This window comes from Streptomyces sp. NPDC059850 (assembly GCF_042731515.1).
In the GTDB taxonomy this organism is placed as follows: Bacteria; Actinomycetota; Actinomycetes; order Streptomycetales; family Streptomycetaceae; genus Streptomyces.
The window spans coordinates 67,725-80,501 of record NZ_JBHWJI010000048.1; the positions used below are offsets into that span (position 1 = coordinate 67,725).

The window sequence follows — 12,777 nt, forward strand, 5'->3', positions numbered from 1 at the left end:
GCCTCCTCTCTTTATGCGGTTTCGCCGGGTTCAGGCTAGCTCGCACCGTTCTGCCCCGCCGCCGGACGAGCGGCCCCCGGCACCCCGCGCACGCATCCGTACGGCACCGGTACGCTGCCGTACTGCACCGGACCGGCATCAGGAGGCAGAGCGGACGTGCGCATCCGGAACACGGCTCTCGTCGCGGTGATGTGCGCGGGACTGGCCGCGCTCACCGCCTGCGGCGGCGAAGGGGAGAAGGCGGACCCCGACGCGGGAACGAACGGCGTGGGCAAGCTCCCCGCCAAGAAGATCGAGAGCAAGGCCCGGACGGTGGCGGGGAGCGCGGACGCGGTCCATCTGTCCGGCAGCCTCGTCTCCAAGGGCCGCACCTACAAGGTCGACATGAAGCTGAAGGGCGACGGCGGCACGGGCGTCGTCTCCACCAAGGGCTCCCGCTACGAACTGCTGCGGGTGGGCGAGGAGCTGTACCTCAAGGCGGACGCGGGCTTCTGGGCCCACCAGGGCGCGAGCGGTGGCAGCGGCGGGCACAGCGGCGACGCGGCCGCCGCGGACAAGCTCGACGACAAGTACGTGAAGGTCCCCTCCGGGGACCCCTCCTACCAGCGGCTCAGCGGCTTCACGGACAAGAGCGTCATGCTGGACGGCCTGCTCGGCCTGCACGGCACCGTCACCGCGGGCGAACGGGGCGAGGTCGGCGGCACCCGCACGATCCGCATCCTCGGCGGCGAGGGCGGCGGCGGCACCCTGGACGTCTCCCTGGAGGGCCGCCCCTACCCCCTCCGCCTCCAGCGCGCCGGGGGCGCGGGGGTGATCCGCCTGGAGGACTGGAACAAGGACTTCAAACTGGCTGCCCCGAAGGAGGACCACGTAGTCGACTACGGCCAACAGATCCCGACGGGGACGTAACACCGCTACTCGACAGCGGCACCCAACGGCGCCGCTGCCTCACCCCAGCCCCGGTCGGCACAACTCAGCCCCTCCGGCGTTTGAGGAGCGGGGTCCGGGGCGGAGCCCGCCGCGCGGCGGAGCCGCAAATCGATAGGTGCGGGAAGGGGCGGGGTGGGGGAAAGTCACCCCGCCTTCCGCCCCCGCTTCCCCCGCGCCAACAACTTCGGCAGTCCCGCCGGAATCGCCCCCCGCGTCACGGCAGGGGACGGCAGCGGCGCAGCCGAAAGCGACCCCGAGTCGGCCGCCACCAGCCCCGCACCCGGCACCGGCTCCAACCGCAGCACCCGGCACTCCCGAGCCCACCGCTCCGCGATCGAGTCCGCGTCGGCCGCGTTCAGCCGCTTGCCCTTCAGCTCACCAACGGCCGCGGTCCACGCCTCGCCGTCCGGGGTGAGTTCGACCACCCGCGCGGTCCAGCCGATCAGCCGCCCGCCCTTGTCCTTGCTGCGCACGGTCACCGTCGCGGTGCCGCCGTCCACGAGCCCGAGCCCCTTCAGCGGCTGCTCGTCGGGGCCGTCCCCGACGAGACAGACGGCACCCTCGTGCCAGATGTGCCACAGGGCGCGCGCGGCGCCCTCGGAGCCCTGAACCCAGACGAGGGCGGACTTCTTGGCCGCCTCCTCGACCAGGGCGCGGTCGATCGGATCCATGGCGTCCATAGGCGTCTGCGTCATACGAACAGCCTAGGCCAGCGCCCAACGCCCTCCCCGCATCCCACCCAGCGAAACGACAGTTCCATAACCGGCACACGCACCTTACGCTGAGCCCGTGCCCACGACGCGCTCCACCAGCCCCACCCGCACGCCCACCACCCCCACCCCCGCACCGCACCCGGCACTGGACACCGTCCTGCTGGCCGTCGCCGTCGCCGGGGTGTCGCTCTCCGCCCCGCTGGCCGCCGCGACCGCCGCCCCCGCTCTCGCCGTCGCGTTCTGGCGCAATGCCATGGCGGTCGGCGTGCTGACCCCGCTCGCCCTGTGGCGCCACCGGGGCGAGCTGCGCCGGATGGGGCGCCGTGCGGTGGCGCTCTCCGCCGCCTCGGGTGCGCTGCTCGCCCTGCACTTCGGGACCTGGCTGCCGAGCCTGCACATGACCTCCGTGGCCTCCTCGACCGCGCTGGTGACCACCACCCCGATCTGGACCGCGCTGCTGCTGCGGCTGCGCGGCCACCGCCCGTCCCCGGCGGCGACCCTCGGCACGGTGCTGGCGTTCCTCGGGGTGGTGATCCTCACCGGGGTCGACCTGTCCGCCTCCCCACAGGCCCTCGCGGGCGACGCGCTCGCCCTGGTGGGCGGCGTGGCCGCTGCCGGATACGTGCTGTTGGGGGCGGAGGTGCGCCAGGTGGCGAGCACGACCGCGTACACCTACGTCTGCTACTCCACGGCCAGCCTGTTCCTGCTGCTGACCTGCCTGGTCGCGGGCGCGCGGCTGGACGGCTACAGCGGGGACACCTGGCTGAAGCTGGTGCTGCTGATGGTCACCGCGCAGCTGCTCGGGCACACGCTGATCAACCGGGTCGTCAAGGGCCTGGGCCCGTCCGTGACCTCGACCGCGATCCTGCTGGAGACGCCGGGCGCGGCCCTGATCGCGGCGGTGTGGCTGGGCCAGCAGCCGCCGGTGGCCGCCTACCCGGCGCTCGCGGTGATCCTCGCCGGACTCGTGCTCGTCATCCTGGGCGACCGTAAGCAGCCCCCAGGAGACCCCCAGGACACCGCCTAGAGCCAGCCGTTCCGCTTGAACCCGCGGTGGATCGTGACGCAGATCCCCACCGTGACGGCCATCACCATCGGGTAGCCGAACCTCCAGTGCAGCTCCGGCATGTACGTGAAGTTCATGCCGTAGATTCCGGCGATCATCGTCGGGACCGCGCAGATCGCCGCCCAAGAGGTGATCTTGCGCATGTCCTCGTTCTGCGCGACCGTCGCCTGCGCCAGGTTGGCCTGGAGGATCGAGTTCAGCAGGTCGTCGAAGCCCAGCACCTGCTCGTTGACCCGGGCCAGATGGTCCGCGACGTCCCGGAAGTACTTCTGGATGTCCGGGTCCACCAGCCGCATCGGGCGCTCGCTCAGCAGCTGCATCGGCCGCAGCAGCGGCGAGACGGCCCGCTTGAACTCCAGCACCTCGCGCTTGAGCTGGTAGATCCGGCCCGCGTCGCCGCCGCGCCGGGAGGTCGCCTGCGAGAAGACCTCGATCTCGACCTCGTCGATGTCGTCCTGGACGGCGTCCGCGACCGCGAGATACCCGTCCACGACCTGGTCGGCGATGGCGTGCAGCACCGCCGAGGGGCCCTTGGCCAGCAGCTCCGGGTCCTCCTGGAGCCGGTGGCGCAGGGCGCGCAGCGAGCCCTGGCCGCCGTGCCGCACGGTCACGATGAAGTTGTGGCCGGTGAAGCACATCACCTCGCCGGTCTCCACGACCTCGCTGGTCGCGGTGAGTTCGGCGTGGTCCACGTAGTGGATGGTCTTGAAGACGGTGAAGAGGCTGTCGTCGTACCGCTCCAGCTTCGGCCGCTGGTGCGCCTGCACCGCGTCCTCGACGGCCAGCGGGTGCAGCCCGAACTCCTGTGCGATGCCCGCGAACTCACGCTCCGTCGGCTCGTGCAGCCCGATCCAGGCGAACCCGCCCTCGGCGCGCACCCGCTCCATCGCCTGCGCCGGGCTGACGTGGTCGCTGACCCGCTTCCCGTCGCGGTAGACGGCGCAGTCGACCACGGCGCTGCTGACGGACGGGTCGCGGGTGGTGTCGTAGTTGCTGGCGGTGTGGGCGCGGCGCAGGGCGGGGCGGACGGCTGCACGCAGGTCACGGATCATCGACATGACGGGCTCCTTCACGGGCCGGCCGTCAGCGGCGGGCGCGCGGCGCAGCGCTGCGCCCGGAAGGTGGACGTACGGCACTCCCCTGAGGCGTACGTACGTCCGCAAAGCGGGCGGCGCTCCGTGCGATGACGCTGACGGAGTTCGCGGAGAACAGAACAGATGCGATACGAAGGCGCTCTGCCGTCAGATGCCCTTGATGCGAGAGAACTTCACGTGTTTCACCGCGTGGCGGTGGGGTACGGAAGGTTTCAGATCATGAAGCCGCATACCAAGGGGAAACGACGGGAGAACTGTCGGTACTGCACGGTCGACTAGGATCCACCGCAGCCCCACCTCCTCCGGCCGGTCCCCCGTGGGGGACGACGTATTTCCCTGGGCAGGCAGCAAGGCTATCAGTCGGCAGAACCGTTAAGCCGCCGCTTTGCCCGTTCGATACGCGATCTATGCTCACCGCATGTCAGACGTTCTGCAGCTGGTCGAGGCCCGGTTGATCACCGCGCTGGGCGAGCCGGACGCCCGCGCCGCCGTCACGTTCGTCGGTACGGACCGCATCGAGGTGCTGCGTTTCCGGACCGACGGGAACGTCGTCCGGTACGCCACCCTCGGCATGTCGGACCATCCGATGACCGACCCCACCGCCCCCGTCGCCGACCACCTCCGCGGCCCGCGCGCCGAGCTGGTCCTCACCGTGCGCGGCGACGGCGGCCCCGGCTCCGCCGTCCTGGACGAGGTGCTGCGCCCGCTCGCCGTGCTGGGCGCGTCGCCGCAGGTCGAGGGCGTGGTGGTGGCCCCGGGCGCGTCGCTGGAGCTGGGCGGTCCGCTGTGGCCAGGGGCGCCGTTCACCTCCGTACTCGTCGGCGAACCGGGCGGCCTGGTCGAGGACTTGGAGCTGATCGCGCCGATGGAGCCGGTGCGCTTCCTGCCGCTGCTGCCCATGACCGGGAACGAGGCGGCGTGGAAGCGGGTCCACGGCGCCGGCGCGCTCCAGGACCGCTGGCTGCGGCACGGCACCGACCTGCGCGATCCCGCCCGCTCCGGGGTGCCGCTGACCTGAGCGGGGCCCCCACTCCAGACGGGTGACCGTCCTTGACGTTGGGGCGGGCGGGGAGGACCGTGGGGCCCTATGAGGGGCGAACCCAGTTGCCCGAAGTGCGGTGGCCGGGTGCGTGCGCCCGGTCTCTTCGCCGACTCCTGGCAGTGCGGTGTGCACGGCATGGTGCACCCGGTGCAGCCGGTCGTCCCGCCGAGCGTGGAAGCACTCGTGGTGGTCACCAACCGCGCCCGGGTGCCCGTATGGATGCCGTGGCCGCTGCCCGTCGGCTGGCTGTTCACCGGTGTCGCGTGCGCCGGTGACGACCGCAACGGAGGCCGCGCGACCGTCGTGGCCTGTTCCGGCCCCGGCCCGCTGGGCGGCCCGGGGGAGCTGCTGCTGATCGCGGAGGAGCTGGGCGTGGGGCTCGGCGCGCGGTACGCGGGCATCCCCGGCCCCGACCCCGGACCCGGGATGCGGGTCGACAAGCCACCGCACGTCAAGGTGCTGGCCGCCGGGCGGCCCACCCCGCTGTGGCACGTCGAGGGCACTCCGGACGACCGCGCGGTGTTCGCGGGGGAGGCCTGCGGGCTGTGGCTGTGGGCGGTGGTCTGGCCCGAGCAGACCGGGCTGCTGATGTACGACGAGATGGTGCTCACCGATCTGCGCGACGCGGGCGCCGAGGTGGACCTGGTGCCGTGCGGCGCGCTGTCGCCGCGGCTGCTGTCCTGACGTATGGCCGTACGGTTCGGAAACGATCACCCCTGACGCGGGCATGCCCCCGGGCTGCGGCTACCCTGAAGCAGGCTGCTTGTTCACCCTGTTATCGCTGGGAGCCCGCGTTCGTGCGCATCGACCTGCACACCCATTCCACCGCGTCGGACGGTACGGACACCCCCGCTGAGCTGGTGCGCAACGCCGCCGCGGCCGGGCTGGACGTCGTCGCGCTGACCGACCACGACACGGTCGCCGGATACGAGGAGGCGGCCGGGGCGCTGCCGGACGGGCTGACGCTGGTCACCGGTGCCGAGCTGTCCTGCCGTCTGGGCGGCGTGAGCCTGCACATGCTGGCGTATCTCTTCGACCCCGCCGAGCCCGAGCTGGCGCGCGAGCGCGAGCTGGTGCGCGACGACCGGGTGCCCCGGGCCAAGGCGATGGTGGCGAAGCTGCGTGAGCTGGGCGTGCCGGTCACCTGGGAGCGGGTGGCGGAGATCGCCGGGGACGGCGCCGTCGGGCGGCCGCACATCGCGACCGCGATGGTCGAGCGGGGCGTCGTGGAGACCGTCTCGGACGCGTTCTCCTCGGAGTGGCTGGCGAACGGCGGCCGGGCGTACGTGGAGAAGCACGAGCTGGACCCCTTCGAGGCGGTCCGGCTGATCAAGGGCGCGGGCGGGGTCGCCGTCTTCGCGCATCCGCTGGCCGTCAAGCGCGGTGAGTGCGTACCGGAGAGCGCGATCGGGGAGCTGGCCGCGGCCGGTCTCGACGGCGTCGAGGTCGACCACATGGACCACGACGAGCCGACCAGGGCCCGGCTGCGCGCGCTCGCCGTCGAGCACGGGCTGCTCACCACGGGCTCCAGCGACTACCACGGCAGCCGTAAGACCTGTCGGCTCGGCGAGTACACCACCGACCCCGAGGTCTACGCGGAGATCGTGCGCCGGGCGGCGCTCGCCCCACGCTGAGCGCCCCCGTACAACGGCGAGCGCCCCCGTACAACGGCGTACGGGGGCGGCTGCGGTCTGGCTGATGCGTCTGTTGTATCTGAGTCTGTCTACGTCTACGTCTGCGTCTGTACTACGGCGTCGGTGGTACTACCGGGCGGCGGTTTCGGCCGGACGGATGTAGATGCGCTGGCCGATCGCGGCGGCCTGCTGCACGATCCGGTTGACGGAGGCGGCGTCTACGACGGTGCTGTCCACGGCGTTGCCGTCGACATCGTCAAGGCGCATGATCTCGAAGCGCTGCAAGGCTTCTCCCTTCGTCTGATCCTCCTGGTGGAGAACTGCTGAGTACGGGACGCGCGCGGCTTCGCTGCCGCGCGCTCCACAACCTGTTCAACGAAGCATGCCGTGAAATGATTCCCTACGCTAATGAAATTTTTCGCCAGTCTAAGTATTCCCTGGTGGGGCGCTCCGATCAGACGGAGTCCGGTTGTGCCTCTCCAGCGGCGGCCCGGAGAATGAACCGCGTATGAGTGACGTGATGCCTCCGGGCCAACCAGACATCGCCTCGATCGTCGATGGCATCGAGCGCACCAATGAGCTGCTGCAGCGTGTGCTGGCCGAGGTCGCGACCACCCCCTCCACCCACGCGATCTTCGTGGACGCCGGTTACGTCTACGCCGCGGCCGGGCGGCTCGTCGCCGGAACGGAGGACCGCCGGGCCTTCGAGCTGGACGCGGAGGGGATCATCGAGGCGTTCATCGACAAGGCCCGGACGATCTTCCCGGACAGCCGGCTGCTGCGGGTCTACTGGTTCGACGGGGCCCGGCGCCGCATCCACACCCCGGAGCAGCAGAGCATCGCCGAGCTGCCCGACGTCAAGGTCCGGCTGGGCAACCTCAACGCGAACAACCAGCAGAAGGGCGTCGACTCACTCATCCGCTCCGACCTCGAATCCCTCGCCCGGCACCGGGCCATCGGCGACGCCGTGCTGATCGGCGGCGACGAGGACCTGGTCTCCGCCGTCGAGGCCGCGCAGGGGTACGGGGCGCGCGTCCACCTGTGGGGCATCGAAGCCCTCGACGGGCGCAACCAGGCCGAACCGCTGCTGTGGGAGGTCGACAGCCAGCGCACGTTCGACCTCGACTTCTGCAAGCCGTACGTCACCCGGCGGGCGACCGGCTACGAGCCGAACGGCGACGCGCCGCCGTGCGGGCCCGCGCCCTCCCGCGACGAGGTGCGCTTCATCGGCGCGCAGATCGCCGCGCAGTGGCTCTCCGCGCGCGGCCGCGAAAGCCTCGCCGACCTGCTGCCCGGCCACCCCTATCTGCCCGGCTCGGTCGACCAGGAGCTGCTGATCGACGCGGAGGGGATGCTGCGGCTGTCGCTGCGCGCCCACGCCGATCTGCGGCGGGCCCTGCGGGACGGCTTCTGGGAGCATCTGCAGGCCCAGTACTGAGCGCTGCCGTCTAGCCGAGGTCGTTCCAGAACCCGATCAGCGCGTCCGCCGTGGGATGCGGCCGGTCGGCATTGGGGGAGTGCTCCGCGCCCTCGATCACGGTCCGGCGGGCGGACAGCCGCTCCGCCATCGCGTCCATCAGCGACACCGGCCAGGCGTAGTCCACCTCACCCGACAGCACGTGCTTGGGGAGCGCCGTCGCGGCCAGCTCCCCGACCCGGTCCGGCTCGGCGTTCAGCTGCCGTCCGGTGGCCATCAGCTGCTCCGGAACGGTGCCCATCCAGCGCGCGTGCAGAAAGTCCCGTACGCCGGGCGGGGTCACCTCATCGGCCGCCTCGGGCGGATCGAGGTCGCGCATCGCCTGCCACACGGACTCCATGTCCATCACGCTCAGCGCGTCGATCAGCAGCTTGGTGCGCTCCTGCTGCGGGGGCGCGATGGCGGCGGGCCCGGAACTCATGATCGTGAACGAGGCGAACGCGGCGGGGTCGAGGAGCACGGCGGCCCGTGCGATCAGCCCGCCCAGCGAGTGCCCCAGTACGTGGACCGGCCCCGCCGCCTCGTCCGCCACCGCCGTGGCCTGGGCGAGCAGATCCCGGGCCAGCTCGTCCTGTGCGTAGGCGGTCTCGTCGCGCGGGCCGGGGCTCTCGTACTGCCCCCGCCCGTCGACCGCGACCGCCCGGAACCCGGCGGTGGCCAGCGGCTCCAGCAGCGCGATGAAGTCCTCCTTGCTCCCGGTGAACCCCGGCACCAGCACCACGGTCCCCCGCGCCGCGCGGTCCGGCCGCGCGTCATGCACGGCGAACGCGCCGCGCGCGGTCGAGAGGCGGTAGGCGCGGGCGCCCGGGGGGAGGGTGAGAAACGGCGGCCTGCTCATGAGGACGAGGCTATACAGGACGCGGAGAACGCCACGTAAACGCCCGGGGCCTGATCCGCAGGATGCGGATCAGGCCCCGTCGGGTGCTGGGTGCCGTCAGGCCTCGGGCGTGGCCTCCGGCTGGGCCGCCGCGCGGGTGCGGGTACGGCGCCGTACGGGCTTCGCCTCCGCCTCCGCCTCGGGCTGCGCGACCGGCTCCGCCTCCGCGGCCTTGGCCGTACGGGTACGACGGCGCGGCTTAGCCGGGGCTTCCTCGGCGGCCTCGGCCGTGGCGACCGCCGTCTCGGCGGTGGCGGCCTTCGCACGGGTGCGGCGGCGCGGCGCGGCCGGGGCGGCTTCCGCCGTCTCGGTCACGGCCTCGGCCGTCTCCGTCGCCTTGGCGCGGGTGCGGCGCCGGGGCTTGGCCGGGGCCTCTGCCTCCGCCGAGCCCTCCGCAGTCGCGACCGCGGCTTCGGCGGCCGCCTCGGTGGTCGCCTTGGCGCGGGTGCGGCGGCGCGGCTTGGCCGGAGCTTCCTCGGCGGCCTCCGCCGTGCCCTCGGCCGTGGCGACCGCCGTCTCGGCGGCATCCGCCTTGGCGCGGGTGCGGCGGCGCGGCTTGGCCGGGGCCTCCTCCGCGGCCTCGGGGGCCTCGGTGGTGCCTTCCGCCGTGGCGACGGCCGTCTCGGCGGTGTCCGCCTTGGCGCGGGTACGGCGGCGGCGCGGCTTGGCGGGAGTCTCCTCGGCCGCCGGAGCCTCCGCTACGGGAGCCGCAGGGGCCGCAGGGGCCTCCACCGCCGGAGCCTCCGCCGTCTCGACGGCGGTGACGGCCGCGGCGTCCGCCTCGGCTGACGCACCCGACCGGGTACGGCGACGGCGGCGCGGGCGGCGCGGCTCGGTCGCGGACTCGGCGCCCTCGGCCGGGGAACCCGGAGCCGAGGCGTCGACCGACTGGCCACCGCGGGTGCGGCGGCGGACCCGCGGGGTGCGGGTGCGGCGCGCGGGGCGCTCCTCCGTGGCGGCGGGGGAGCGGCGGCCACGGCCACCGGTCTCGCCGAGGTCCTCGATCTCCTCGGCGCCCAGCCCGGCCCGGGTGCGCTCGGCGCGCGGCAGGACACCGGTGGTGCCCGCCGGGATGCTGAGCAGCTCGTACAGGTGGGCGGAGGTCGAGTACGTCTCCTCCGGGTCGTTGAACGGCAGGTCCAGCGCCTTGTTGATCAGCTGCCAGCGCGGGATGTCGTCCCAGTCGACGAGCGTGATGGCGATACCCGAGGCGCCCGCGCGGCCGGTGCGGCCGATGCGGTGCAGATAGGTCTTCTCGTCCTCGGGGGACTGGTAGTTGATCACATGGGTGACGCCCTCGACATCGATGCCGCGCGCGGCGACATCGGTGCAGACCAGGACGTCGACCTTGCCGTTGCGGAAGGCGCGCAGCGCCTGCTCGCGGGCGCCCTGGCCGAGGTCCCCGTGGACCGCTCCGGAGGCGAACCCGCGGCGGGAGAGCTGGTCGGCGATGTCGGCGGCGGTCCGCTTCGTACGGCAGAAGATCATCGCGAGGCCTCGGCCGTCGGCCTGCAGCACCCGCGCCACGACCTCCGGCTTGTCCATCGAGTGGGCCCGGAAGACGTGCTGGGTGGTGTTGGCGACGGTCTGGCCCTCGTCGTCCGGCGCGGTGGCGCGGATGTGCGTGGGCTGCGACATGTAGCGGCGGGCGAGACCGATCACGGCGCCCGGCATGGTCGCCGAGAACAGCATGGTCTGGCGCTTGACCGGAAGCATGTTGATGATCTTCTCGACGTCGGGCAGGAAGCCCAGGTCGAGCATTTCGTCGGCCTCGTCGAGGACGAGCGCCTTGACGGAGGAGAGCCGCAGCTTCTTCTGACCCGCCAGGTCGAGCAGGCGGCCGGGGGTGCCGACGACCACGTCGACGCCCTTCTTCAGGGCCTCGACCTGCGGTTCGTACGCGCGGCCGCCGTAGATCGACAGCACCCGGATGGCGCGGACCTTACCGGCGGTCAGCAGGTCGTTGGTGACCTGCTGGCACAGCTCGCGGGTGGGGACGACCACGAGCGCCTGCGGGGCGTCGGTCAGCTGGTCGGGCTTGGCCCGGCCCGCCTCGATGTCCGCGGGGACGACGACGCGCTCCAGCAGCGGGAGGCCGAAGCCCAGCGTCTTGCCGGTGCCGGTCTTGGCCTGGCCGATGACGTCCGAGCCCGAGAGGGCGACCGGGAGCGTCATCTCCTGGATGGGGAAGGGGGACGTGATGCCGACGGCCTCAAGGGCCTCGGCTGTCTCGGGGAGGATCCCGAGTTCTCGGAACGTGGTCAGGATGCTTGCCTCTTCTGTGAGACGCGGCGAGAGGCGGCGAAGGGGGTCGCACGGCGCCCGGGTACACCGGCCTTATTGGCCGATTCGGCGCGGGACCACTGCCCTCGCTCGAGCGCTCACGCCGCGAGCGGTTCCCTCTTGCCGTGCACATGAAGATGCGCGCCGCGCGGAGGGCGGTCGGGTGTTAGGAGCCGATCGGGCCACCGACCGGGCATCCGCATTCGTGGAACGACCCGCCGATACTCGACGGGTGCAAATACCACTGTACCCCGGAAGTGCGCATCTGTGACCGGCCAACCCGAACCGGGCTGTGAGGGGACTTGGCTGACCAGGGCCTTCCTCGGTACGCCGGGCGGACTATTGTGCGCTTCATGGAGACGTCTGATACGCCTGAGACCGAGAAGACCCCGACCGGAATCGCCGCCCAGGACTGGGACCGGGCCGCGGCGGAGCCGCAGTACCGGGCCGCGGTGGTGGATCTGCTCGGGGCGCTCGCCTATGGCGAGCTGGCCGCCTTCGAGCGGCTCGCGGAGGACGCCAAGCTGGCGCCCACGCTGGAGGACAAGGCGGAGCTGGCGAAGATGGCGTCGGCCGAGTTCCACCACTTCGAGCGGCTCCGGGACCGGCTGGCGGCGGTCGGCGAGGAGCCGACCGCGGCGATGGAGCCGTTCGCGGCGGCGCTGGACGGGTTCCACCGCCAGACCGCGCCGTCCGACTGGCTGGAGGGCCTGGTCAAGGCGTACGTGGGCGACTCGATCGCCAGCGACTTCTACCGCGAGGTGGCGGCCCGTCTCGACTCGGACACCCGCGGCCTGGTGCTCCAGGTGCTGGACGACACCGGCCACGCGAGCTTCGCGGTGGAGAAGGTGCGGGCCGCGATCGAGGCCGATCCCCGGGTCGGCGGACGGCTGGCGCTGTGGGCCCGGCGGCTGATGGGCGAGGCGCTGTCGCAGGCCCAGCGGGTGGTCGCGGACCGTGACGCGCTGTCCACGATGCTGGTGGGCGGCCTGGCCGACGGCTTCGACCTGGCGGAGGTCGGCCGGATGTTCTCCCGGATCACCGAGGCCCACACCAAGCGGATGTCGGCGCTGGGCCTGGCGGCCTAGTGTCCTTCCGGCGGATCGTCGTGCCCAGGGCCGTGGCCCGGCCCGCGCAGGCCACGGAAAGGGCTCCGGTGGTTCCGGAGCCCTTGGGGTGTGGCTCGGCGCGCTGGGGCGCTCAGGCCGGGACCGAGCGGCGGCGGCCGGTTCGGGGGCGGATGAGGAGCGACAGCAGGGCCGCGGCGAAGCCGAGGGCGACCATCAGGACGACCGCCGAGTAGCCCGAGCCCAGCACCGTGTGGGCGATCATCGCGCCGAAGAGCGCCGCGCCGGGGCCGGTGGACAGGACGAGAGGGGTGGCGGGCAGTCGGCGGGGCAGCCGTCGGCTCGCGCCGTACGCGATGGCGAAACCGATCAGTACCGAGCCGAGCGCTTCCCAGAAGATCATGGCGCGTCCTTCCCGTGTGCGGACCGGACCGACGCGTGATCACGCGTCGGTCCTGCCGGTCCTACCCGGGCCCAAGCGGGGGCAACCCTGATGGAGGGGGCGGGCTGCGGCGTACCGGCGCACAGCGGCGGCGGGGCCCGCCAGGGGCGGGCGCACAACGGCGGCGGGGCCCGGTGGGAGAGATATCCCAC

At 72.6% G+C, this 12,777-nt stretch carries 12 protein-coding genes and 1 pseudogene; 7 read left to right on the forward strand and 6 right to left on the reverse strand.

Features of this window, described 5'->3' with window-relative positions; genetic code table 11:
- Nucleotides 1-156: 156 nt before the first annotated feature.
- A complete protein-coding gene (locus ACFV9T_RS31395; RefSeq protein WP_385445834.1) occupies nt 157-909 on the forward strand; it encodes a hypothetical protein in 753 nt (250 codons plus the stop codon).
- Nucleotides 910-1,073: 164 nt separating this feature from the next.
- Here the strand turns inward: ACFV9T_RS31395 and ACFV9T_RS31400 are convergent, their stop codons facing one another.
- Complete coding sequence (locus ACFV9T_RS31400; RefSeq protein ID WP_385445835.1) at nt 1,074-1,625, reverse strand: hypothetical protein; 552 nt, start codon at nt 1,623-1,625, stop codon at nt 1,074-1,076.
- Between the two features lie 94 nt (nt 1,626-1,719).
- Here ACFV9T_RS31400 and ACFV9T_RS31405 point away from each other — a divergent pair, with 94 nt between their 5' ends.
- Nucleotides 1,720-2,670: a DMT family transporter gene (locus tag ACFV9T_RS31405; protein ID WP_385445836.1), complete on the forward strand. Its 951-nt coding sequence runs from the start codon at nt 1,720-1,722 to the stop codon at nt 2,668-2,670.
- Here the strand turns inward: ACFV9T_RS31405 and ACFV9T_RS31410 are convergent.
- Nucleotides 2,667-3,767 (reverse strand): magnesium and cobalt transport protein CorA, encoded by a 1,101-nt coding sequence (locus ACFV9T_RS31410; protein ID WP_385445837.1) that lies wholly within the window; start codon nt 3,765-3,767, stop codon nt 2,667-2,669. The two genes, ACFV9T_RS31405 and ACFV9T_RS31410, sit on opposite strands and share 4 nt — an antisense overlap.
- Nucleotides 3,768-4,221: 454 nt before the next feature.
- On the opposite strand from ACFV9T_RS31410, the gene ACFV9T_RS31415 reads away from it, so the two are divergent.
- The 3 genes from ACFV9T_RS31415 to ACFV9T_RS31425 all read left to right on the forward strand — a co-directional run bounded on the left by ACFV9T_RS31415 (nt 4,222) and on the right by ACFV9T_RS31425 (nt 6,479).
- Entirely contained in the window at nt 4,222-4,821 is a 600-nt protein-coding gene (locus tag ACFV9T_RS31415; RefSeq protein WP_385445838.1) for a suppressor of fused domain protein, read from the forward strand.
- A gap of 69 nt (nt 4,822-4,890) precedes the next feature.
- Nucleotides 4,891-5,529, forward strand: coding sequence for a DUF6758 family protein (locus ACFV9T_RS31420; RefSeq protein ID WP_009715244.1), 639 nt, complete (start codon nt 4,891-4,893; stop codon nt 5,527-5,529).
- Between the two features lie 113 nt (nt 5,530-5,642).
- Complete coding sequence (locus ACFV9T_RS31425) at nt 5,643-6,479, forward strand: PHP domain-containing protein (protein WP_385445839.1); 837 nt, start codon at nt 5,643-5,645, stop codon at nt 6,477-6,479.
- A 129-nt stretch (nt 6,480-6,608) separates the two neighbouring features.
- Here ACFV9T_RS31425 and ACFV9T_RS31430 read toward each other — a convergent pair whose 3' ends face one another.
- Nucleotides 6,609-6,764 carry a hypothetical protein gene (locus tag ACFV9T_RS31430; RefSeq protein ID WP_009715242.1) on the reverse strand — a complete coding sequence of 52 codons (156 nt, stop codon included), beginning with the start codon at nt 6,762-6,764 and terminating at the stop codon, nt 6,609-6,611.
- Nucleotides 6,765-6,987: 223 nt separating this feature from the next.
- Here ACFV9T_RS31430 and ACFV9T_RS31435 point away from each other — a divergent pair, with 223 nt between their 5' ends.
- The gene (locus ACFV9T_RS31435; protein WP_385445840.1) at nt 6,988-7,917 is read left to right on the forward strand and encodes an NYN domain-containing protein; all 930 of its coding nucleotides are present in this window, start codon (nt 6,988-6,990) and stop codon (nt 7,915-7,917) included.
- 10 nt (nt 7,918-7,927) lie between these two features.
- Here the strand turns inward: ACFV9T_RS31435 and ACFV9T_RS31440 are convergent, their stop codons facing one another.
- Entirely contained in the window at nt 7,928-8,794 is an 867-nt protein-coding gene (locus tag ACFV9T_RS31440; protein ID WP_385445841.1) for an alpha/beta fold hydrolase, read from the reverse strand.
- A gap of 96 nt (nt 8,795-8,890) precedes the next feature.
- A pseudogene (locus tag ACFV9T_RS31445) lies at nt 8,891-11,171 on the reverse strand (DEAD/DEAH box helicase); the annotation flags it as partial.
- 289 nt (nt 11,172-11,460) lie between these two features.
- Here ACFV9T_RS31445 and ACFV9T_RS31450 point away from each other — a divergent pair.
- Nucleotides 11,461-12,204 carry a ferritin-like fold-containing protein gene (locus tag ACFV9T_RS31450; protein WP_385445848.1) on the forward strand — a complete coding sequence of 248 codons (744 nt, stop codon included), beginning with the start codon at nt 11,461-11,463 and terminating at the stop codon, nt 12,202-12,204.
- Nucleotides 12,205-12,316: 112 nt separating this feature from the next.
- On the opposite strand, the gene ACFV9T_RS31455 is transcribed toward ACFV9T_RS31450, so the two are convergent.
- The gene (locus ACFV9T_RS31455) at nt 12,317-12,586 is read right to left on the reverse strand and encodes a hypothetical protein (RefSeq protein ID WP_385445842.1); all 270 of its coding nucleotides are present in this window, start codon (nt 12,584-12,586) and stop codon (nt 12,317-12,319) included.
- Nucleotides 12,587-12,777: the final 191 nt, after the last annotated feature.

What these genes read in the sequence shown, in the direction of transcription:
- ACFV9T_RS31400 (WP_385445835.1), bottom strand. Translation starts at nt 1,625, where the DNA reads ATGACGCAGACGCCTATGGACGCCATGGATCCGATCGACCGCGCCCTG.
- ACFV9T_RS31410 (WP_385445837.1), bottom strand. Translation starts at nt 3,767, where the DNA reads ATGTCGATGATCCGTGACCTGCGTGCAGCCGTCCGCCCCGCCCTGCGC.
- ACFV9T_RS31455 (WP_385445842.1), bottom strand. Translation starts at nt 12,586, where the DNA reads ATGATCTTCTGGGAAGCGCTCGGCTCGGTACTGATCGGTTTCGCCATC.
- ACFV9T_RS31440 (WP_385445841.1), bottom strand. Translation starts at nt 8,794, where the DNA reads ATGAGCAGGCCGCCGTTTCTCACCCTCCCCCCGGGCGCCCGCGCCTAC.
- ACFV9T_RS31435 (WP_385445840.1), top strand. Translation starts at nt 6,988, where the DNA reads ATGAGTGACGTGATGCCTCCGGGCCAACCAGACATCGCCTCGATCGTC.
- ACFV9T_RS31420 (WP_009715244.1), top strand. Translation starts at nt 4,891, where the DNA reads ATGAGGGGCGAACCCAGTTGCCCGAAGTGCGGTGGCCGGGTGCGTGCG.
- ACFV9T_RS31415 (WP_385445838.1), top strand. Translation starts at nt 4,222, where the DNA reads ATGTCAGACGTTCTGCAGCTGGTCGAGGCCCGGTTGATCACCGCGCTG.